Annotated in this window: 16 protein-coding genes; 11 read left to right on the top strand and 5 right to left on the bottom strand. The window is 69.6% G+C overall.

The genetic code is table 11. The features are described from left to right. Positions 1 to 279: 279 nt before the first annotated feature. On the top strand, positions 280 to 675 hold the full coding sequence (locus tag JOD27_RS18460) for an SCO2097 family morphological protein (RefSeq protein WP_204763478.1): 396 nt from the start codon (positions 280 to 282) through the stop codon (positions 673 to 675). Positions 676 to 738: 63 nt separating this feature from the next. Here the strand turns inward: JOD27_RS18460 and JOD27_RS18455 are convergent, their stop codons facing one another. The 4 genes from JOD27_RS18455 to JOD27_RS18440 all read right to left on the bottom strand — a co-directional run bounded on the left by JOD27_RS18455 (position 739) and on the right by JOD27_RS18440 (position 6,385). Continuing rightward, entirely contained in the window at positions 739 to 3,213 is a 2,475-nt protein-coding gene (locus JOD27_RS18455; protein ID WP_204763477.1) for a transglutaminase TgpA family protein, read from the bottom strand. A gap of 1 nt (position 3,214) precedes the next feature. Then, positions 3,215 to 4,480, bottom strand: a complete 1,266-nt coding sequence (locus JOD27_RS18450; RefSeq protein ID WP_204763476.1) for a DUF58 domain-containing protein — start codon at positions 4,478 to 4,480, stop codon at positions 3,215 to 3,217. Between the two features lie 2 nt (positions 4,481 to 4,482). Continuing rightward, entirely contained in the window at positions 4,483 to 5,535 is a 1,053-nt protein-coding gene (locus JOD27_RS18445) for an AAA family ATPase (protein WP_372441707.1), read from the bottom strand. 112 nt (positions 5,536 to 5,647) lie between these two features. Next, the gene (locus JOD27_RS18440) at positions 5,648 to 6,385 is read right to left on the bottom strand and encodes an RNA-guided endonuclease TnpB family protein (RefSeq protein WP_204763474.1); all 738 of its coding nucleotides are present in this window, start codon (positions 6,383 to 6,385) and stop codon (positions 5,648 to 5,650) included. Between the two features lie 371 nt (positions 6,386 to 6,756). On the opposite strand from JOD27_RS18440, the gene mraZ reads away from it, so the two are divergent. The 5 genes from mraZ to JOD27_RS18415 all read left to right on the top strand — a co-directional run bounded on the left by mraZ (position 6,757) and on the right by JOD27_RS18415 (position 12,191). Next, a complete protein-coding gene (gene mraZ, locus JOD27_RS18435) occupies positions 6,757 to 7,188 on the top strand; it encodes a division/cell wall cluster transcriptional repressor MraZ (protein WP_204763473.1) in 432 nt (143 codons plus the stop codon). Positions 7,189 to 7,354: 166 nt separating this feature from the next. Beyond that, positions 7,355 to 8,308: a 16S rRNA (cytosine(1402)-N(4))-methyltransferase RsmH gene (rsmH, locus tag JOD27_RS18430; protein WP_204763472.1), complete on the top strand. Its 954-nt coding sequence runs from the start codon at positions 7,355 to 7,357 to the stop codon at positions 8,306 to 8,308. Then, positions 8,305 to 8,880: a cell division protein FtsL gene (gene ftsL, locus JOD27_RS18425; protein ID WP_204763471.1), complete on the top strand. Its 576-nt coding sequence runs from the start codon at positions 8,305 to 8,307 to the stop codon at positions 8,878 to 8,880. Before rsmH ends, ftsL begins: the two co-directional genes overlap by 4 nt. Further along, positions 8,880 to 10,790, top strand: coding sequence for a peptidoglycan D,D-transpeptidase FtsI family protein (locus tag JOD27_RS18420; RefSeq protein ID WP_204763470.1), 1,911 nt, complete (start codon positions 8,880 to 8,882; stop codon positions 10,788 to 10,790). Before ftsL ends, JOD27_RS18420 begins: the two co-directional genes overlap by 1 nt. Positions 10,791 to 10,934: 144 nt before the next feature. After that, the gene (locus JOD27_RS18415; protein WP_204763469.1) at positions 10,935 to 12,191 is read left to right on the top strand and encodes a putative glycoside hydrolase; all 1,257 of its coding nucleotides are present in this window, start codon (positions 10,935 to 10,937) and stop codon (positions 12,189 to 12,191) included. A 27-nt stretch (positions 12,192 to 12,218) separates the two neighbouring features. Here JOD27_RS18415 and JOD27_RS18410 read toward each other — a convergent pair whose 3' ends face one another. Next, complete coding sequence (locus JOD27_RS18410; protein ID WP_204763468.1) at positions 12,219 to 12,878, bottom strand: universal stress protein; 660 nt, start codon at positions 12,876 to 12,878, stop codon at positions 12,219 to 12,221. 365 nt (positions 12,879 to 13,243) lie between these two features. Here JOD27_RS18410 and JOD27_RS18405 point away from each other — a divergent pair, with 365 nt between their 5' ends. Genes JOD27_RS18405 through ftsW form a run of 5 tightly spaced genes read left to right on the top strand, consistent with a single transcriptional unit; the run spans position 13,244 to position 20,144 of the window. After that, positions 13,244 to 14,770, top strand: a complete 1,527-nt coding sequence (locus JOD27_RS18405) for a UDP-N-acetylmuramoyl-L-alanyl-D-glutamate--2,6-diaminopimelate ligase (protein ID WP_204763467.1) — start codon at positions 13,244 to 13,246, stop codon at positions 14,768 to 14,770. After that, complete coding sequence (locus JOD27_RS18400) at positions 14,767 to 16,227, top strand: UDP-N-acetylmuramoyl-tripeptide--D-alanyl-D-alanine ligase (RefSeq protein WP_204763466.1); 1,461 nt, start codon at positions 14,767 to 14,769, stop codon at positions 16,225 to 16,227. Before JOD27_RS18405 ends, JOD27_RS18400 begins: the two co-directional genes overlap by 4 nt. Further along, complete coding sequence (mraY, locus tag JOD27_RS18395) at positions 16,224 to 17,309, top strand: phospho-N-acetylmuramoyl-pentapeptide-transferase (protein ID WP_204763465.1); 1,086 nt, start codon at positions 16,224 to 16,226, stop codon at positions 17,307 to 17,309. Before JOD27_RS18400 ends, mraY begins: the two co-directional genes overlap by 4 nt. Before the next feature lie 4 nt (positions 17,310 to 17,313). After that, complete coding sequence (gene murD / locus JOD27_RS18390; RefSeq protein ID WP_204763464.1) at positions 17,314 to 18,681, top strand: UDP-N-acetylmuramoyl-L-alanine--D-glutamate ligase; 1,368 nt, start codon at positions 17,314 to 17,316, stop codon at positions 18,679 to 18,681. Further along, positions 18,678 to 20,144 (top strand): putative lipid II flippase FtsW, encoded by a 1,467-nt coding sequence (ftsW, locus tag JOD27_RS18385; RefSeq protein WP_204763463.1) that lies wholly within the window; start codon positions 18,678 to 18,680, stop codon positions 20,142 to 20,144. The genes murD and ftsW overlap by 4 nt, the downstream gene beginning before the upstream one ends. Positions 20,145 to 20,158: the final 14 nt, after the last annotated feature.

Genomic DNA, 20,158 nt, shown 5'->3' with positions numbered 1-20,158 from the left:
CCGTCGTGCCCTCCGCGGGCCGCCACCGCGCCCGTACCGGGACGGATAGAAGAGCCGAATGGGGTGTGAACGCGGGTCGGAAGGCCCTCACGACGGCCTCACCACTGCCCCAGGAGGATGATGGTGACCGAACCGACCGTATGAGAAGGCCGACTGGGTAGTCGCCGGGGCGTGTGGATCGTATCCTGGGGGGTGACGTCCCCAGGGTGGGTCGTCCGCCGGGTTCGGCGGAAACCGAGAACACCCGGCGCCCGCGACCGCTGTGCCGGAGGAGGAACGATGCCACTCTCCGAGCACGAGCAGCGACTGCTCGACCAGATCGAGCGCGCGCTCTACGCCGAAGACCCGAAGTTCGCATCCACCGTACGAGGCGCCAAGTTGCGGCGGCCGTCCAAGCGACGCCGCGTACAGGGCATCGTGTTGTTCGTGGCAGGTGTGGCGGCGCTCGTCGCTGGTGTGATGTTCCCGAAGCTCGCGATCGTCGGGATTCCCGTCGTGAGCGTCTTCGGCTTCCTGCTGATGTTCTTCGGTGTGCTCATCACCCTGACGACGCTGCGTCGCGGCGACCAGGTCGCCGAGGGGACGCAGGAAGACGGCAAGCCCTCACGCAGCCGCAGCTCGTTCTCCGAACGGATGGAGGAGCGCTTCCGTCGTCGCTTCGACGAGGAGCAGTAGAACTCAAGCCACAAGCAAAGGCCCGCCCCGAGAGGGAGCGGGCCTTTTGCTTTGCTCGGAACCTCAGACCGGAACGGCTTCCCGCTCCGGCGTCTCGGCCACCGGCGCGGGCGTCGGCTTGAGCACCGACTTCGGGAAGAGCTTCGCCCGCAACGACAGCGGAGCGTTCTGTCGCAACGACTGTCGCACTGCGGCCAGGGCTCCGGGCAGCGCCGGATCGGCCGCGGGGTTGGCGCTGTACCAGGACCGCTCGATGGCCCCGATCACCACGCGCAGGCCGTCCTTGCCCGCCTCGTCGAGGTTGTGCTCGCGCGCCAGCCGCCGGGCAGCCGTCCTGATCGTCTCCGCCGCCGGAACGGGTGCGCCGCGGTCGATCGACTCCGCCATGAGCTCGCTCCAGGCCGCGGAGGCCGCACCGGGACCGAGTGCCGCGACCGTGTGCAGGCGGTTGTGGCGGCGCACCGCACGCACCAGCAGCGGCGTCAGGAAGAGCCCTGCGGCGACCAGCACGATCGCGAGCAGCCACGAGAGCAGCGCAGCCGCCAGGCCGACACCGATCAGCCACAACCCGGCAGCGGAGGGGATCAGCAGCTTGCGCGCCCACGCCACGCCCATCAGGCCCGCGCTGACCACACCGAGGAGCGCGAGCACCAGGAACACCGTCAGCAGGGCCGCCAGCACCAGCACCACACCGAGCGCCCACAGGTGCCACGGCTGCGGTCCGGACTCGCCGGCCTGCTGCTGGTTCTGGGTGTTGTCGGTGCCGTCGGCCGAGGTGGACGGCTGGGCCGACCCGCTGGTGGACGGCTTCACCGTCTCGGTCTTCGTCTCGGCGGTCGGCTGTTCCTCCGCACCCGGCGAGGTCTCGCGCAGGTACGGCGGCACGACGCCGCGGCCGTCGTCGACCGGCGTCGGGTCGAAGGTCATCCAGCCGTGGTTCGGGAAGAAGATCTCGACCCACGCGTGCGCGTCGTCGGTGCTGACCACGCGGTAGGAGTTGTCAGCGGACGGCACACCGGCGGTGAAGCCGATCGCGACGCGCGACGGCAGGCCGACGACGCGGGCCATCACTGCCATCGCGGAGGCGAACTGCTCGCAGTAGCCGACCTTGCTGCGCGTCACGAAGTCGGTCAGCGCGTCCTTGCTGGCGTCGCCCTTGGTCTTCAGGTCGTACTTGAAGCCGCTGGTCGGGCTGTTGAAGAACGCGGTCAGCGCGGCGGCCTTGTCGAAGTTGTTGGTGGAGCCCTCGACGATCTTGTTCGCCAGGTCGACCACCTGCTGCTCGACGCCCTCGAACTTGTAGTACTCGGCGTCGACCACGTTCTTCGAGTCCGGCGTCATGCGCAGTGCCTGCTTCGTGGGCGTCGAGAGCACCGTGTCGATCACGTACGGCTCCGGCTCGCGCTCGCGCTGGCTGAAGATCACGCCCTTCTTCACGTCGAAGCGGTAGTCGTCGTCCGGGGTGTCGATGCGGCGGACGGCGCCGTAGGTCGGCAGCCAGAAGCTCCGCCAGTCGCGCGGCTCGATCTCGATCCGCGTCGTCTTGCCCTCACCGCGGTCACCGGCCTGGGGCGGCAGCTCGCCGCGCGCCGGCTGGCCGCCGGGGTCGGTGCCGCGCTCCCAGCCCTTGTCCGGCACGTACCTGGCCAGCGTCGTCGCCCGCATGTAGGTCTGCTCCGGCAGGCCGCGCACGTAGAACACCTCGGCGGTCTTGCCGCGGTTCAGCATGCCGCGCAACGACGTCATCTCGCTCAGCCCGATGCCGCCCTTGCCGCCGCCACCGCTGCCGCTCATCGGCAACCGGCCGACGGTGCCGACGAACGTGAAGCCCGCCCCGACGATCAGCGCGATCACCATGGCGATCGAAGCCACCGTGGTCGCGGAACCACCTGACCCGCTCGCCGACCCGGACCCGAGCCTGCCGCGCCACGCCTCGTGCCGGTGCTGGCCGTCGACCGCGAGCAGCATCGCGAACGCCGCCGCGCCCAGGATGAACGTCCAGAACGGCAGCATCTCGTCGGCCAGCGACGCGGGCACCGCGAACACACACAGCAACACGAGCCCGGACGCCGCCGGTGCCGCAGCGGCCACGGCCAGCGTGTCCACCAGCACCGCGACCAGGCCGATCGCCAGCACCACGAGCGCCTGGATCGGTGGTGTCGCGTGCACCGGCGGCACCCCGGTCTGCACCTGCGCGACGGACTCCGCGAGCACGTCGCCGAGCTCGCCCAGAGCGTCGGGGCCGGGGATGAACAGGAAGATGCCCGACCGCGTGTGCAACGCCGTGAGCAGGCACAACAGCACGAAGACCTGGGCGATCGCGACCAGCGGCGGGGTCAGCCTGGTGGCCCGCAGGAACGCGCCGGTCACGGTGATCGCCACGATCACCACGCCGATGCGCACCAGCCAGAGATCACCCTCGATGACGCCGGAGAGCGCCGTCGACGCGCACAGCACCGCGAGCGCCGCGATCCACGGCGTGGCCGAGGTGAACCACTCGGGCTCGGTGGCCTTCGCGGGAGCGGAACGGGACCCCATCTCAGCCCACCTCCGAGCGAACCGACGGCCCCCGGTTGCCGGCCGAGGCGCACAACTCCTGCCACACCTGCTGCATCGACGCCGACGGCCGCGCGATCGCCACACCCCAGCCGGCGCCGGTCAGCAACCGCCGCGCGTCCTCGGGATCGGGCGCGGTGGCGTCCGAGCCACCGGCCCAGGCGTTCACGTCGAGCAGCACGGCCAGGCTGCGCATGCCACGTGGCCGGTACCTGATCAGCTCTTCCACGGACGCGGGCGACACGCCGCCCAGCACCGCGATGACCTCCTGACCGGCGCCGGGGTCGATGCCGGAGCTCAGCTCACGGCGGTGCGAGCCCTGCAACGCGGCCAGCGAGTCCAGCACCACGTGGTCGCTGTGCCCGCCGTCGGACGACCCGCCCGCGAGCACCCGCCCGTCCTCGGAGACCAGGCGCACCTGGTGCCCGAAGTGGTGCAGGTGCAGGCAGATCGACGCCACGAACGAGATCGCCCACTCCAGCGACGCCGTCGGTCCGCTGCCGCGGTGCGCGTACACCCGGTGGTCGAGCAGCACCGTCGTGCCGCCGCGCCACGGACGCTCCTCGACCCGGACCATCAGCTCGTCGCGCCGGGCCGTCGACCGCCAGTGGACCTTCCGCAGGTCGTCACCGTGCCGGTACGGCCGCACCACCGCGTCGTCCTCGCCCTGCCCGGCCCGCAGCCGCACCGAGCCGTCGTCGCCCGCACCCATGCCGGAACCGCCGGGCAGACCCGACAGCCGCACGACCCGCGGCACCACGACCAGCCGCGACCGGCCCGCGAGCTCGCGGTCGAACTCGGCGAGCCCGAACGGGTCGGTGATCCTCGCCATGAGCGGACCGACCTGCTGGATGCCGCGCATGACCGGCTTCAGCGGGTAGCGCAACGACGTGGGCGTGTTGCGCGGCAACCGTTCCACCAGGAACCGCGGCCGCGCCCCCAGCGCGTACGGCACCGTGTCCTCGAGCATCAACCCGCCCGTCGGCAACCGGCCGGTGCTGCGCAGGTCCAGCTTCACCTCGGCCGCCGCACCGACGGGCACGCGGCTCGGCGCGAGGAACCGGGCGGCGTGCAACCCCACCCGAGCCCTCGTCGCGAGCCACGCGGCCAGCAGAGGCAGCGCGATGACGAACGCGGCGACCCTGAGCAGGTCGCGCTCGTTCAACACGGCGGCGCACACCCCGGCAGCGAACCCCGCGGCCAGCAGACATCGACCGCGTGTGGTCAGACCGGACAGTGCGGTTCGCATCGTCAGCGTGGCGTCCCTGCGTTGTTGTTGCTCATGCTGCGGACGAAGGCCGCGCTCGGGTCGAGTGCCGCCGTCGGCACCGGCACCCGCTGCAGCAACGCCCTGATCAGTTCGGCGGGTGACCGGCGGGCGGCCTGCGCCTCCGCGGTCATCACGAGCCGGTGCGCGAGCACGGGGATCGCGATCGAGTGGATGTCGTCCGGCACCACGAAGTCACGGCCCGCCAGCGCGGCTTGTGCCCGCGCCGCGCGCACGAGGTGCAACGTGGACCGAGGCGACGCACCCAGCCGCAGCTCCGGCAGCCGGCGCGTGGCCGACACCAGCTCGACGGCGTAACGCCGCACCTCGGGGGAGAGGTGCACCCGGCGCACGGCCTCGATCAGCCGCAGCACCTGGGCCGCGTCCGAGACGGGACGCAGGTCGTCGAGCGGGTTGTGGCCCGCGTGCTCGTCGACCATCGCGAGCTCGGCCGCCGGGTCCGGGTAGCCGATCGACACGCGCGCGGTGAACCTGTCGCGCTGTGCCTCCGGCAGGGCGTAGGTGCCCTCCATCTCGATCGGGTTCTGCGTCGCGATCACCATGAACGGCGAACCCAGCGGGTACGTGTTCGCGTCGACCGTGACCTGATGCTCCTCCATGCACTCCAGGAGCGCGGACTGCGTCTTGGGGGAGGCTCGGTTGATCTCGTCGCCGACGACGATGTTCGCGAAGATCGGTCCCGGCCGGAACTCGAAGTCGTTCTCCTGCCGGTTGTAGATGGACGAGCCGGTGATGTCGCTCGGCAACAGGTCGGGCGTGAACTGCACGCGGCTCACGGTGCAGTCGATGGAGCGGGCAAGCGCTTTCGCGAGGGAGGTCTTGCCGACACCCGGCACGTCCTCCACCAGCAGGTGCCCTTCGGCGAGCAGTGTCACGAGGGCGAGACGGACCACGTCGGGTTTGCCGACGAGCACCCGTTCGACGTTGGCGGCGATCCGCTGGACGGCGCCGTGCAACTCTCCCAGGATCTGATCGACCGGCGCGTGACTGTTCGCGCTTGGGCTTCCCGGTGTCACTAAACCTCCAGCAGCCGTGTCCGGAACACGGACGTGTGAGCGTTTCACGCAGTGTGTCAAACCACGGCTAAGTGCCGTTACCTGAAGTGTGAATTAGGTGCGTTCACGGTCTTCAGGCAGTCGTCGCCTTTCGGCGGCGACGTTGGCCCGCGCCTGGTGGTGCGGGTCTTCCCGTGGCGATACCCGCTGCCCACACCGAGTGGGTCTGACATGGGTTTCCATCGGGCTCACTTAACGTCCCGGCGCAACTCGCCGTGGACGTGCTGCTCGCAGTCTCCCCGACCAGTGCGGCGAGGTTGCGGGCGGCGTTGAGGTCGCGATCGAGGACGAGACCGCACTCGTCGCAGCGGTACAGCCGGACACGCAGCGGCAGTTTGGTTTTCACCGCGCCGCAGCCCGAGCAGGTCTTGGAGGACGGATACCAGTGGTCGGCCACTACCAGCCGAGTGCCGCTCCAATCGGTCTTGTAACCGACCATCCGTCGCAGCTCGCCCATACCGGCATCGGCTACACGACGAGCCAGGCGCCGGTTGCGCAGCATGCCGGAGACGTTGAGGTCTTCCACCACGATCGTGCCGAACCTGCGGACCAGGCCGCTGGTGAGCTTGTGCAAGCCGTCCCCGCGGGCGTGCGCGATCTTGGTGTGCAGCAGCGCGATCCCGGCAGCGGTCTTGCGCCATCGGTGCGAGGGCCGCTGCCCGCTGCGTCGGTCGGGGCCGACGCGTCGAGCGGCCTGGCGCTGCAGACGGCGCAGCTTCCGCTGCGCGAGACCGAGGTGTCTCGGGTTGGGAACGTTCTGCCCCACGGTAGCGAGCGACACCGACAGCCCCAGCCGCTCACCGACACCCATGCTCGTCTGCTCCCGCTCACGTCGACCCGATGTGACAAGCCCTACACCTGCGGGCCGCATCGGGTTCGCACCACCGCTTTCCACCTTCCCCCACCATCGCGTTCCAACCCCACGTTTTGGCCGAAATTTCTAGGCCGTTCGAGTGGCAAATCGGCCTCGAACCCTCACCCGCGCAGGTGGAGGCTGACCAGCTCCCCCACCGTCCCCCCACGCGTTCCCCACTCGATCTACCTGCACAAACGGGTTACGAGTTGGTGCGTAAACACCTGTTTCAGCGTTGACTGTGGTGAAAAGTGGGGTACTGTGGCGGCCGGTGGGGCAGACGGGGGCTCCACTGCCGGTCCGTCGCCCGGCGAGGGAGGTGGCTGCCGATGTTCCTCGGCACTCACTACCCGCGCCTGGACGACAAGGGTCGGCTGACACTGCCTGCGAAGTTCCGGGACGAACTGGCGGGAGGTCTCATGGTCACCAAGGGCCAGGACCACTGCCTGTACGTGTTCCCGCGAGCGGAGTTCGAGCAGATGGCGAGGAAGGTCGCCGAGGCGCCGTTCACCAACGACGCCGTACGCGCCTATCAGCGTTATTTGTTCGCAGGTACGGACGAGCAGCGTCCGGACGGTCAGGGCCGCGTTCTGATCGCACCGGAACTGCGCCGGTATGCCGGGCTGACCAAGGAGTGCGTGGTCGTCGGCGCGTTCACCAGGTTGGAGATCTGGGACGCGGTGGCCTGGCAGACCTACCTCGAGGAGCACGAGGACGGCTACGCCGAGGCTCGCGAGGAGGTCATACCGGGCGTCTTCTGATGGCGGTCAGCCGAGCAACAGGCCGGATGTTCCACCGCGATTCGGGTGCCGTGAGGCCTCGGTCCGCTCGACTATCGGCCCTGGCGCACCTTCCCCGGCGCCAGGTTCGACGGGCGGGCGGGGACCTGACGTCACCCGAACGCGCATCAGGGGAGTAGAGGGACCGATGGATCAGCCGCGGCACGTTCCGGTGCTGCTGGACCGCGTCCTGGAACTCTTCGCTCCGGCGCTCGAAGGCAAGCCCGCTGTCGTAGTCGACGCGACGCTCGGCATGGGTGGCCACTCCGACGCGCTGCTCAGCGCCCACCCGGAGCTGACGCTCATCGGGCTCGACCGCGACCCGCAGGCCATCGAGATGGCCGGGACGCGTCTCGCTCGCCACGGCGATCGGGTGAAGCTCGTCAACGTCACCTACGACCACATCGACGAAGCCGTGCACGACCTCGGCTACTCGCATGTGGACGGTGTGCTGATGGACCTCGGCGTGTCCTCGTTGCAGCTGGACGAGGAGGAACGCGGGTTCGCGTACTCGAAGGACGCGCCGCTCGACATGCGGATGTCCAAGGGCACCGGGATGACGGCGGCGGACGTGCTCAACACGTACTCGCACGGCGACCTCGCGCGGATCCTCTCCACCTACGGCGAGGAGCGGTTCGCGGGCAAGATCGCCTCGGCGGTGCTCAGGGAGCGCGAGAAGGAGCCGTTCACCAACTCCGGACGGCTCGTCGAGCTCCTGTACAACGTCGTCCCCGCGGCGTCGAGGCGCACGGGCGGGCATCCGGCGAAGCGGACGTTCCAGGCGTTGCGGATCGAGGTCAACGGCGAGCTGGAGTCGTTGCGGCTGGCGCTTCCCGCCGCGCTGGGCGTGCTGGGCATGGGCGGGCGGATCGTCGTGGAGTCCTACCAGTCCCTCGAGGACCGGATGGTGAAGCAGGCGTTCGCGGAGCTCGCGAAGTCGAAGACGCCGCCGGGCCTGCCGGTCGAACTGCCGGGCCACGGGCCGGAGCTCAAGTTGCTCACGAAGGGCGCTGAGCTCGCGTCGGAGCAGGAGATCGAGGACAACCCGCGCGCGGCCCCGGTACGGCTCAGGGCGGCGGAACGGATCGGAGAACCGAGATGACGGCACCCGCACGGGTCGGCGAGCCGTCGCCCCGCGACCCTTCCAAGAAGAAGACCGAGGAACACGACAGGGCACGCCGGCGCACCGCCGGTGCGGAGCGCGCCTACGCCCGCCGGGCCCAGCGCGCCCAGAACCTGCGGGGCGGTGCCGCGGCGCCGCAGCAGAAGCCGGCGTCGAAGGCTCCGTTCGTCGTGCTGGTGATGCTCGTGCTGGGCGCGGGCATCGCCGGGATCATGTACTTCTCGACCCAGGCCGCCGCCGACACCTACCGACTGCAGGAGGCGAAGGCCGAGGCGGAGAAGCTGACGTTGCGGATGGAGCAGCTGCGCCGTGAGGTCGCGCTGCTCGAGTCGCCCACCGACCTCGCGCGCCGGGCCACCGAGATGGGTCTCGTCGAGCCGTCGAACCCGGCGCGGCTGCGGCAGAACCCGGACGGCTCGATCGAGGAGTTCGGCAAGCCGAGCGCGCCGACCAAGTCGACGCCTCCGCCACCGCCGTCCTCCGAGCCGCCGGCGCCGCCTGCCGGTCAGACACCGCCTGTGGGCAACCAGCCTCCTCCGGCGGGTGGCTGATGCCGGGTCCGCAACAGAGGGGGCCGCGCCGCCCGCTGTCGGTGCGCGGCCCTCGTCCCACCGCGCGGCTGGGCGGCAACAGCAGGGTGCGCATCGCCGTCGGCCGGATCCTGCTGATCGGCGCGCTGCTGATCGCGGGCGTGAAGCTCGTGCAGGTGCAGGGCATCCAGGCGGCCGAACTGGCGCAGCAGGCGCAGAAGCAGCGCACCACGCGTCTGGACATCCCCGCCGAGCGCGGCTCGATCCTCGACCGCAACGGCAACCAGCTCGCGTTCTCGATCGAGGTGCGCGCGCTCTACATCCTCCCGCAGCGGGCCCGCAAGACGTGGGACGAGGCACGCGCGAAGGAACCCGAGAAGTACCCGCTCACCTACGACGACCACATGCGCGAGGTCGCGAAGTTCATCTCGTCGACCCTCGGCCCCGAGGTCAACGGCGAGAAGACCGACGAGGAAACCGTCTACCGGCAGCTCGTGAAGGACATCAGCTACGAGGTCCTGGTCAGCGAGGCCGAGCCGGCCAAGGCGGCGAAGATCGTCGCGAAGTACCCGTCGGAGATCGGCTCGGAGTACCGCTCGAAGCGCATCTACCCCAACGGCGAGGTGGCGTCGAACATCATCGGCGCCGCGAACTGGCGCCAGGAGGAGAAGCCGCCGACCACGCAGGGCATCCTCGGCCTGGAGAGCTCGCAGGACAACACGCTGGCCGGCCGCATGGGGCGCCGCGTGGTCGACACGATGTCCGGTGACGACACGCTCGTCATCCCGAACACCGAGCGCGAGCTCGTGAAGCCGATGCCGGGCAAGAGCCTCGAGCTGACCATCGACATCGACACCCAGTACGCGGTGCAGAGGATGGTCACCGATTACGCGAAGAAGTCGGGCGCCAAGACGGCCTCCGCCGTCGTGCTGGACAGCCGCACCGGCGAGATCGTCGCGATGGCCAACGACAAGACCTACGACCCGACCGACTTCGGCAAGGCTTCCGAGGACCAGCTCCGCAACGCCGCGGTCTCGTCGAGCTTCGAACCGGGTTCGGTGAACAAGATCGTCACGGCCGCCGCGGCCGTCGAGTACGGCCTCTTCAAGCCGGACGACGTGCTGCAGGTGCCGGGCTCGCTGAAGGTCGCCGACCGCACGATCAGGGACGCGTGGACCCACTCGACGGTGCCCATGTCGTTCACCGGCGTGTTCGCCAAGTCGTCCAACGTGGGCACGCTGCTCGCCGCCCAGGAGGTCGGCAAGGAGCGCTACGCCGAGATGCTGCAGAAGTTCGGTCTCGGCCGCCGCACCAACTCCGGTGTCCCCGGCGAGGAGGCCGGTGTCGTGCCGCCGCTCAACCAGTGGTCCGGCTCGACCTTCGGCAACCTGCCGATCGGCCAGGGTCTCTCGATGACGTTGCTGCAGATGACCGGCATGTACCAGGCCATCGCCAACGACGGCGTGCGCATCCCGCCCCGGCTGATCCGCGCCGAGATCGGCGAGGAGGGCGCGCGGTCGGAGAAGCAGCGCCCGGAAGGCGTCCGGGTCGTCTCGCCGCAGACCGCGAAGACGGTCCGCGACATGTTCCGGTCGGTCACGCAGTCCGATCCACGTGACGCGAACCAGAACGGCACCGGCAAACAGGCCGCGTTGCCCGGCTACCAGATCGCGGGCAAGACGGGCACGGCCCAGCAGATCGACCCGACCTGCAAGTGCTACTCGCAGTCGCAGTACTGGATCACGTTCGCCGGCATCCTCCCGGCCGACAACCCGCGCTATGTCGTCGGCATCATGCTCGACGCGCCGCACGGCACCCAGTTCAGCGCCTCGGCGGCGCCGTTGTTCCACGACATCGCCACCTACCTGACCCAGCGGTTCAAGGTACCGATGTCGGCGGAGCAGACGCCGTTCGTGCAGCTGCAGATGTAGATCGTTTCGTGGGAGTGTGCACTCTTGTGACGCGCCCCTTTCCTGATCAACAGTGAAAATCGTCATGTGAACCACTCGTAATGAGACGCATTCCATCAGGTCTGCTACTCCGAAACCGGAGTGCAAGGCGAGATGGAGTTTGGTGTGCGTTTCCTCGGATATTCGATCTTGGTCGCCGCGTTGACGGTGGCGCTGGTTCTCGCAGCTCGGGCAGGGGAGGACGCCTGGACTGCCAAGTCGTACTGGCTGCACATGACCAGCACGCCGACGTCTGATGAAATGATCACCACGGAGGCCGCGCGCCGTTCGTACGTCGTGCTCAACGCCTGGGAAAGTGATCTTGCCGCGAAGTTCAAGGCGGCCAACCCGAAGATTCGGACGTTCGTCTACAAGGACCTTTCGTCAACGCGTGGTCATGCGTGCACGGCGGGCGTCGACGATTCCGCTCTGCCCACCGGTGTCGGTTACTGCGCGGCCGACCTCTCCTGGTTTCTGCTCGACCCGGACGGCAAGCGCTTCGAGTACGACGGTTACGAGGGCCATTGGCAGATGGACGTCGGCAACACCGACTACCAGAACGCCTGGGCCGACAACGTGATCGCGTCGTCGAAGGGATCGTTCGACGGCGTTTTCATGGACAACGCGCTCTTCGCCTGCGACACCTACCACGAGGGTGTCTGCCCGGCCGCGTACCCGACCGACGAGTCCATGCGCGAGGCCTACCGCTCGATGTTCGCCAACACCCGGCAGAAGTTCGTGGACGCGGGCCTCAAAACCGTCGCGAACATGTCCAACGCCCGCCTCCACGAGGGCGCCTGGGGCAGCTACGTCGAGAACCTCGACGGCGGCTTCGACGAGTGGTGGCTGACCTTCAACGACAACGACCTGCTCGCCGAGTACCCAGAAGGCTGGAGCCGCCAGGTGGCCGAGATCGCCGCCAACGAGGCCAAGGGAAAGATCACCTGGGTGCAGCCGCACCACAGCGGCGCCGAGCAGCCGTTCCGCTACGCCTACGCGAGCTACCTGCTGGCGGCCGGTTCGAACGCGGCGATCTCCGAGATCGAGGAGACCGACCGCTACGGCAACCCCTCGCAGTGGCGCGCCGAGTACGACTGGGACCTGGGCGCTCCGGCCGGTACGTACTTCGCCGTGGCCTCGAACGTGTTCCAGCGTGACTTCGCGTGCGGCACCGTGATCGTCAACGCGAACAAGACCGGCAGCTCCGCGGTCACCGTGCGGCTCTCCTCGTCGCATGTCGACGAGAAGGGCTCCAGGGTCCGCTCGGTCTCGCTGCCGGGCACCGCGGGAGCCGTGCTGCGCAAGACCTGCCAGGGCCGCCGGGGTGAACTGCCCGGTGATGCCCCAGATCAGCGGCACGCGGCATCAGCACGTGCCAGATAGCTCAAGCGCGGCCGAACGAGTTTCCGGTTACAGCACCACCCGATCGTCGTGAAGGGGTTCGGGCCGAGCCACCAAGACGGGACAAGAGGCGTGATAGAGCGCTGCCCGCGTGATCAGCCCGACGCCGTCGTTCTGCCCGCCGCGACCAACGACCACCATGTCCGAGTCCAAAGAGGCCAGGGCCTCGTGCGGGTGCCGCGACTCCACCAGAACCTCGGGCGTGAGCTCGGGTGCCGTGGTGCGCAAGAACAACACGGCGCGGCGGACCGCGGCCTCGTCGCGGGGGACGGCCACACCGTGCTGGGCCGGTGGGTGGACGTGGAGCAGGCGCAACGACGCTCGGCGGGTGCGGCAGAGCTCGACCGCGCGCCGCAGCACGACCGGGTCCTCGCACCCGCCGACGGCGGCGGTGATCCAGCCGTATTCGCCACGGATCGCCGGGGGTCGTCCGCGCACCACTACGACTCCGCACCGCGCGCGGCGCAACACCGGGAGGACGAGCGAACCCAGACCCAGGCTGCGGTGCTGTTCGCCCTTGCACCCCAAGACCAAGGTCGCGCTCGAGTCCGACGCCCTCGCCAGTGCGGCCACCGGGTCGTCACCGCTCGGCCGGAAGTGGGCGGTGAGCATGGGAAGTCGTTCCAGGACGCGCTGGACCGTCGTGTCGCCCGGGTCTGCGAGGTACACCTGGAGGTCCGTCCTGAGTGACCAGGCGTGCCGCGCTGCCCACTCGAAAGCGTGATACGCGGTCTCGGAAGTGTCGACCCCTACCGTCACGGAACGACTGAAATCCGGTGCCCAGAAAGCGAACCTCCTGGGTTGCACCGTTGTGCTCGTCTTCATCGCCGCCTCCTGCCTGCCCTACCTCACCGCGCTCGGACCGCTGGTCACAGGGGCCAAAGTCCCAAACCGGGCAGGAACTTGTTCGGCTGGTCGGGCTCACTCTCCAGGCGCAACGGGCAAGGCCACTCGAACGGCCCATCACGGCAGATCATCACCCGATTGCCAACGCGGCGATCGGCCACTCCGCGCACGCCGGTAGCCTCTTGCCCGTGCCTGCCAAGCTCGAGGGCAAGGTCGCGACCGCCCCGCCCCGCCCCACCCGCATCCGACCTGCTTCCGTGGCTGCTCTCGCCGCGGTCGCCGACGTGCACCTGACGAGGCCAGCGCATGCCGACGTCCAGGTGACGGGGGTGACTCTGCGTGCACAGCACGTGGTCCCCGGAGACCTGTACGCCGCACTGCCGGGTGCCCACGTGCACGGCGCCGACTTCGCCGAGACGGCTCTCGCGAACGGTGCCGTCGCGGTGCTGACGGACGAGGCCGGTGCCGCGCGTGACGCGCTCAAGGACGTGCCCGTGCTGGTCCACCCGCGCCCGCGCGAGGTCGTGGGGCTGCTCGCCGCGCATGTCTACGGTCAGCCGTCGACGAAGGTGAAGCTCTGGGGTGTCACCGGCACGTCGGGCAAGACCACCACGACGTACATGATCGAGTCCGTGCTCAAGGCCGCGGGCAGGAAGACCGGTCTCATCGGCACGGTCGGTACGCGCATCGGCGACGAGCAGCTCGGCAGCTCGCACACCACGCCGGAGGCGCCGGACCTGCAGGCGCTGTTCGCGGTGATGGCCGAGCGCGGTGTCACCGACGTGGCGATGGAGGTGTCGAGCCACGCGCTGCACATGGGCCGTGTCGCCGCCACCGAGTTCGAGATCGGCGCGTTCACCAACCTGAGCCAGGACCACCTCGACTACCACGCGGACATGGAGGAGTACTTCCAGGTCAAGGCGCAGCTGTTCGACGGCCGCGCGCGCCGGGAAGTGGTCTGCGTGGACGGCGAGTGGGGGCCCAGGCTGGTCAAGGACTCCACCATCACCGTCGCCACCACCAAGCCCGCGACGTGGACCGCGAGCAACGTCGTGGTGAGCCCGACCGGTGAGCAGACGTTCACCGCGAACGGCCCCGACTGCGACATCGAGATCCACCTCCCGCTCGCCGGCAGCTTCAACATCGCGAACGCCCTGCTCGCGATCGCCTGCCTGCACGCGGAAGGCATTCCGCCGCAAGCCATCGCGGAGGGCCTGCGTGACGTCGGGGTTCCCGGCCGCATGCAGCGCGTCGACGAGGGCCAGGCGTTCACGGCGGTCGTCGACTACTCGCACAAGCCGGCCGCCGTCGCGCTCGCGCTGGACGCCGTGCGCGCCAAGACCGACGGCCGCGTGATCATCGTGCTGGGCTGCGGCGGTGACCGCGATCGCGCGAAGCGGCCGCTGATGGGCGAGGCCGCCGCGCAACGGGCCGACGTGTTGATCATCACCGATGACAACCCGAGGAGCGAAGACGCGTCCTCTATTCGGGCCGCCATGCTCGAAGGGGCCCTCGCCACCGAGAACAGGGGCGAGGTGCTGGAGATCGGCGACCGGAAGCTCGCGATCTTCAAGGCCGTCGAGCTGGCACATCCGGGCGATGTCGTCGTCGTGGCGGGCAAGGGACACGAGACGGGACAGGAGATCGCCGGCGTGATCCACCCGTTCTCGGACGTGGAGACGCTGACCGCCGCGATCAGAAAGGCTCACCGTTGATCGCACTGACGCTCGCCGAGATCGCAGAGATCGTCGGCGGACGGTTGCACGCAACCGATGGCAGCCCGGTGGTCACGGGTTCCATCGAGTTCGACACCCGCAAGGTCACCGAGGGCGGCCTCTTCCTGGCGCTGCCCGGTGAACGCGTGGACGGCCACGACTTCGCCGCCCAGGCCGTCGCGGCCGGGGCCGTCGGGGTGCTGGCCGGCCGCGAGGTCGACGCCCCCGCGGTGATCGCGCCGCCGGTGGAGACCAGGCACGCGGGCGCGTACGTGCTGGCGGGCGACAAGACCGGCGAGGGCGCCGCGGTGCTCGAGGCGCTGGCCAAGCTCGCCCGGTACGTCACCGACCAGCTCAAAGAGCTCACGATCGTCGGCGTCACCGGTTCCGCGGGGAAGACGTCCACAAAGGACCTCATCGCCCAGGTGCTGCGCCCGGTCGGCGACGTCATCGCGCCGCCGGAGTCGTTCAACAACGAGCTCGGCCACCCGTGGACCGCGCTGCGGGCAGGCGAGGACACCAGGTTCCTCGTGCTGGAGCTGTCCGCCCGCGGCATCGGCCACATCGCGAACCTCTGCGAGATCGCCCCGCCGCGCTTCGGTGCCGTGCTCAACGTCGGCACCGCCCACCTCGGCGAGTTCGGTTCCCGCGAGGGGATCGCGCAGGGCAAGGGCGAGCTGATCGAGGCACTGCCCGAGGACGGCGTCGCGATCCTCAACGCCGACGACCCGCTGGTCGCGGGCATGGCGAGCCGCACGAAGGCCAAGGTCGTCCTGGTCGGCGAGAACCAGAACGCGGACGTCCGCGCGGAGGATGTCGAGCTGGACGAGCAGGCCCGCGCGAGCTTCACGCTGAAGACCGCCAAGGGCGACGCGCGGGTCAAGCTCGCGCTGAACGGCCCGCACCAGGTGGGCAACGCGCTGGTCGCCGCCGCGATCGCCCTCGAGCTGGGTGCCACGCCGGACGAGGTCGCGCAGCGGCTCGGTGCCGCGCAACGGGTTTCGTCGCACCGCATGGTCATCACCGATCGCGCCGACGGTGTGACGGTCATCGACGACGCGTACAACGCGAACCCGGACTCGGTGCGCGCGGCGTTGAAGTCGCTCGCGACGATCTCGCGCGCCACCACGCCCGCTCGCCGCAGCTGGGCCGTGCTCGGCCCGATGGCGGAACTGGGCGACGACGCCGTCCGCGAACACGACGAGATCGGCCGGCTCGTGGTGCGGCTCGACATCAGCAAGCTCGTCGTCATCGGTGACGCGGCCCGCGCGATGCACCAGGGTGCGCACCTGGAAGGATCTTGGGGAGAGGAATCCGTCCTCGTGCCGGACGCGGACGCGGCGATCGCGTTGCTGCGCGCGGAGATCCGGCCCGGTGACGTCGTTCTGGTCAAGGCATCCAACGCCTACCGCCTGTGGCGCATCGCCGAGGCCCTGCTGGAGGCAGGAACCAAGTGAAGAGCATCCTGATCGCGGCAGCGATCGCACTCGCGGTGTCGATCCTGCTGACGCCCTACCTGATCAAGATCTTCTCCCGTCAGGGCTTCGGCCAGGAGATCCGCGAGGACGGTCCGCAGCACCACAAGACCAAGCGCGGCACGCCGACCATGGGTGGTCTCGCCATCCTGGTCGCGATGTGGGCCGGGTACCTCGGCACGCACCTCGTGAACTCGATGTCGGCCTCGGCGTCAGGGCAGACGCCCTCGGCGTCCGGTCTGCTCGTGCTGATGCTGACGACGTCGCTCGGCCTCGTCGGCTTCCTCGACGACTTCATCAAGATCCGCAAGGCCCGCAACCTGGGCCTGAACAAGACGGCGAAGCTGGTCGGCCAGTTCATCGCCACGATCACGTTCGCGATCCTGGTGATGCAGTTCCCGAACAAGGACGGCCTGACGCCCGCGTCGGTCAACCTGTCGTTCGTCCGCGACATCACCGTGGTCTCGTTCGGCATCATCGGGTTCGTTGTCTTCTGCTACGGCATGGTCGCCGCGTGGTCGAACGCGGTGAACCTCACCGACGGTCTCGACGGTCTCGCCGGTGGCTCGTCGGCGATGGTGTTCGGCACCTACGTGGTGATCTCGTTCTGGCAGTTCCGCTACAACTGCTCCAGCTACGCCGTGGCCGGGTGCTACGACGTGCGCGACCCGCTGGACCTCGCGGTGATCGCCGCGGCCGCGATGGCCGGCTGCATCGGCTTCCTCTGGTGGAACGCCGCCCCCGCCAAGATCTTCATGGGTGACACCGGTTCGCTCGCGCTCGGCGGTCTGGTCGCCGGTCTGGCGATCGCGACCCGCACCGAGCTGCTGATGATCGTCATCGGTGGTCTGTTCGTGGTCGAGGCCCTGTCGGTGGCGCTGCAGGTCGCGGTCTTCCGCACCTCACGACGGCGCCTGTTCCGCATGGCCCCCTTCCACCACCACTTCGAACTGGCGGGCTGGGCGGAAACCACGGTCATCATCCGGTTCTGGCTGATGGGCGGCATCTGCTGCATGTTCGGGCTTGGCGTGTTCTACAGCGAGTGGCTGACGGGCGGGTTCTAGGGCGATGACCAAACTGGCCGGAACAAAGGTGCTGGTCGCCGGTGCTGGAGTGACCGGCCGGTCCGCCGCGGAGGCGTTGCTCGCGGCGGGTGCCGAGGTCGTGGTGACGGACTCGTCGCCGGAACGGCTGATGGCGCTGGAAAGCCTGCTCGAGGGCGTCGCCCTGGTGCCGGGTCTCACCGAGCCGCCCGCCGGGACGTCCTTGGTCGTCACCTCGCCCGGCTGGCAGCCGTCGAGCCCGTTGCTCGCGGCCGCGGCGTCGGCGGGCATCGAGGTGATCGGCGAGGTCGAGCTGGCCTGGCGGATGGCGTCCGAGCTGGCCGACCCGCCGGTGTGGCTCGCGGTCACGGGCACGAACGGCAAGACCACGACGGTCGGCATGCTGGAGTCGATCCTGCACGCGGCCGGCGCCGACGCCGTGGCGTGCGGCAACGTCGGGCTGCCGGTCGTCGACGCGCTGCTGGCCGGACGCCGGGTGCTCGCCGTCGAGCTGTCGAGCTTCCAGCTGCACTGGGCGCCCTCGGTGCGGCCGCAGGCGGGCGCGCTGCTCAACCTCGCGGAGGACCACCTCGACTGGCACGGTGGCATGGACGCCTACGCGCGGGCCAAGGCCAGGATCCTCACCGGTGACGTCGCGATCGGCTGGCTCGACGACGACCTCGTCGTCGACCTGCTGGAGGACGCGCCGGCCCGCGACCGCGTCGGCTTCACCCTCGACGAGCCGTCGGACGGCCAGCTCGGGGTGCGCGACGGCTGGCTGGTCGACAGGGCGTTCGCCGACGACGAACCGTTGGTCGAGGTCTCGAAGATCCGCCCGGCCGGGCCTCCCGGAATCGCCGACGCTCTGGCCGCCACGGCGTTGGCGCGCGCGTACGGAGTGCCGTCGGAGGCTGTACGCGAGGGCCTGGAAGCGTTCGAACCGGCTGCTCACCGCGCTGTGCTGGTCGCGGTGGACGCGACTGATATCCAATATATCAACGACTCGAAAGCGACGAACCCGCATGCCGCGGTGGCGTCTCTGCGGGCGTTCGACAGCGTCGTCTGGATCGCCGGCGGGTTGCTGAAGGGCGCGTCGGTCGACGAGATGGTGCGCACCGAGGCGCATCGGCTGCGCGGTGTGGTGCTGATCGGCCAGGATCGGCAGATCATCGCGGACGCGCTGGCGCGACACGCGCCGGATGTCCCCGTTCGTGTGCTTGACACGGGGGACGATGAGCCCATGACCGTCGCGGTGCGGGCTGCTCAGGAACTTGCGAGGCCGGGGGACACCGTGCTGCTCGCGCCGGCGGCGGCTTCCATGGACATGTTCACCGACTACGCCCATCGCGGGCAGGCTTTCACGGCAGCAGTGCAGGAGCTCATCGGCCGATGAGCGTCGTCGCGGAGAAGACGAGACCGAAGCGCAAGGTGCGTCCCTCGGGCCGCATCGGGTCGTTGCGCGGCGGTCTGACCGCGTGGCTGAGCCGCCCGCTCGCCGACTTCCACCTGCTGCTCGCGATCTTCGGCATGCTCACCGTGCTCGGCCTGGTGATGGTGCTGTCGGCGTCGGCGCCGGGCCAGGTCGCGTCGGGTGTGTCGGCGTACAGCGTGTTCCAGAAGCAGCTGATCTACGTCTGCGTCGGCGCAGTGCTGTTCTGGCTGGTGCTGAGGTTCCCGTTGCGGCGGCTGCGGCACATGTCGACCGCCGCGATGGGCATCGGTGTCCTGCTGCTGGCGCTGGTGCTGACGCCGCTCGGCGACGTGCGCGGTGGCGCCCGGTCGTGGTTCACCGTCGGGCCGATCTCGTTCCAGCCGATCGAGGCCGTGAAGCTCGCGCTGGCGTTGTGGGGTGCGCACGTCCTGGTCACCAAGCGGGCGTTGCTGTCGCAGTACCGGCACCTGCTGGTACCCGTCGTGCCGGTCGCGATGCTGGTGTTCGCGCTGGTGATGCTGCAGCCCGACCTCGGCGGCACGATCACGCTCGGCGTGGTGCTGATCAGCCTGCTGTGGTTCGTGGGCGCCCCGATGCGGTTGTTCGGTGTGATCGCCGGTGGCGCGATCGCGGGTGCCGTCGTGCTCGCGATCGGCGCCGCGTACCGGCTGCAGCGCGTGACGTCGTTCCTCGACCCCGACTCCGATCCGCAGGGCGCGGGTCTGCAGGCTCGCCAGGCAATGTACGCGCTCGCCGAGGGCGGCTGGTTCGGCAAGGGTCTCGCGCAGGGCAGCTCGCAGTGGCGCTACCTGCCCAACGTCGAGTCGGACTTCATCTTCGCCGTCATCGGCGAGGAGCTCGGGTTCATCGGGTGCGCGCTGGTGCTGGCGCTGTTCGGTGGCCTCGCGTGGGTCGGGCTGCGGGTGGCGTGGCGCAACACCGACCCGTGGATCCGGATCGTGGCCGCGACGCTGACCGTGTGGCTGGTCGCGCAGGCCGCGATCAACATCGGCTACGTCGTGCGGCTGCTGCCCGTCACCGGCATCACGCTGCCGATGATCTCCTCCGGTGGCACGTCGGTCGTCATGACCATGATCGTGTTCGGCATCCTCGCGAACTGCGCCCGGCACGAGCCGGAAGCCGTGTCGGCGCTGCGCTCGCTCGGTCCCGGCCGCGTCGGCAGCCTGCTCAAGCTGCCGGCGCCGGAGGCCTACAAGCCGCCGCCCAAGCGCAAGCCGGTCCGGCCGTCCACGCCTCCGCGCGCACCGGGCAGGCGCACCGCGCAACTCCCGGTCGTCGACGAACGTCGTATGGCTGGACGATCCGCTCCTCCCTCGGAGTACCGTCGCCGCGAAACGCGGCGGGTGAACCAGGGCCGCGCGGAGCAAGGCCGGTCGACCCGCGGTCGCGGGCGATACAACTGATCGCTGAAGTCGAA

This window comes from Lentzea nigeriaca (assembly GCF_016907955.1).
In the GTDB taxonomy this organism is placed as follows: Bacteria; Actinomycetota; Actinomycetes; order Mycobacteriales; family Pseudonocardiaceae; genus Lentzea; species Lentzea nigeriaca.
Note: the sequence above shows the minus strand (reverse complement) of the source record. Positions and strands in the feature narration are given on the sequence as shown.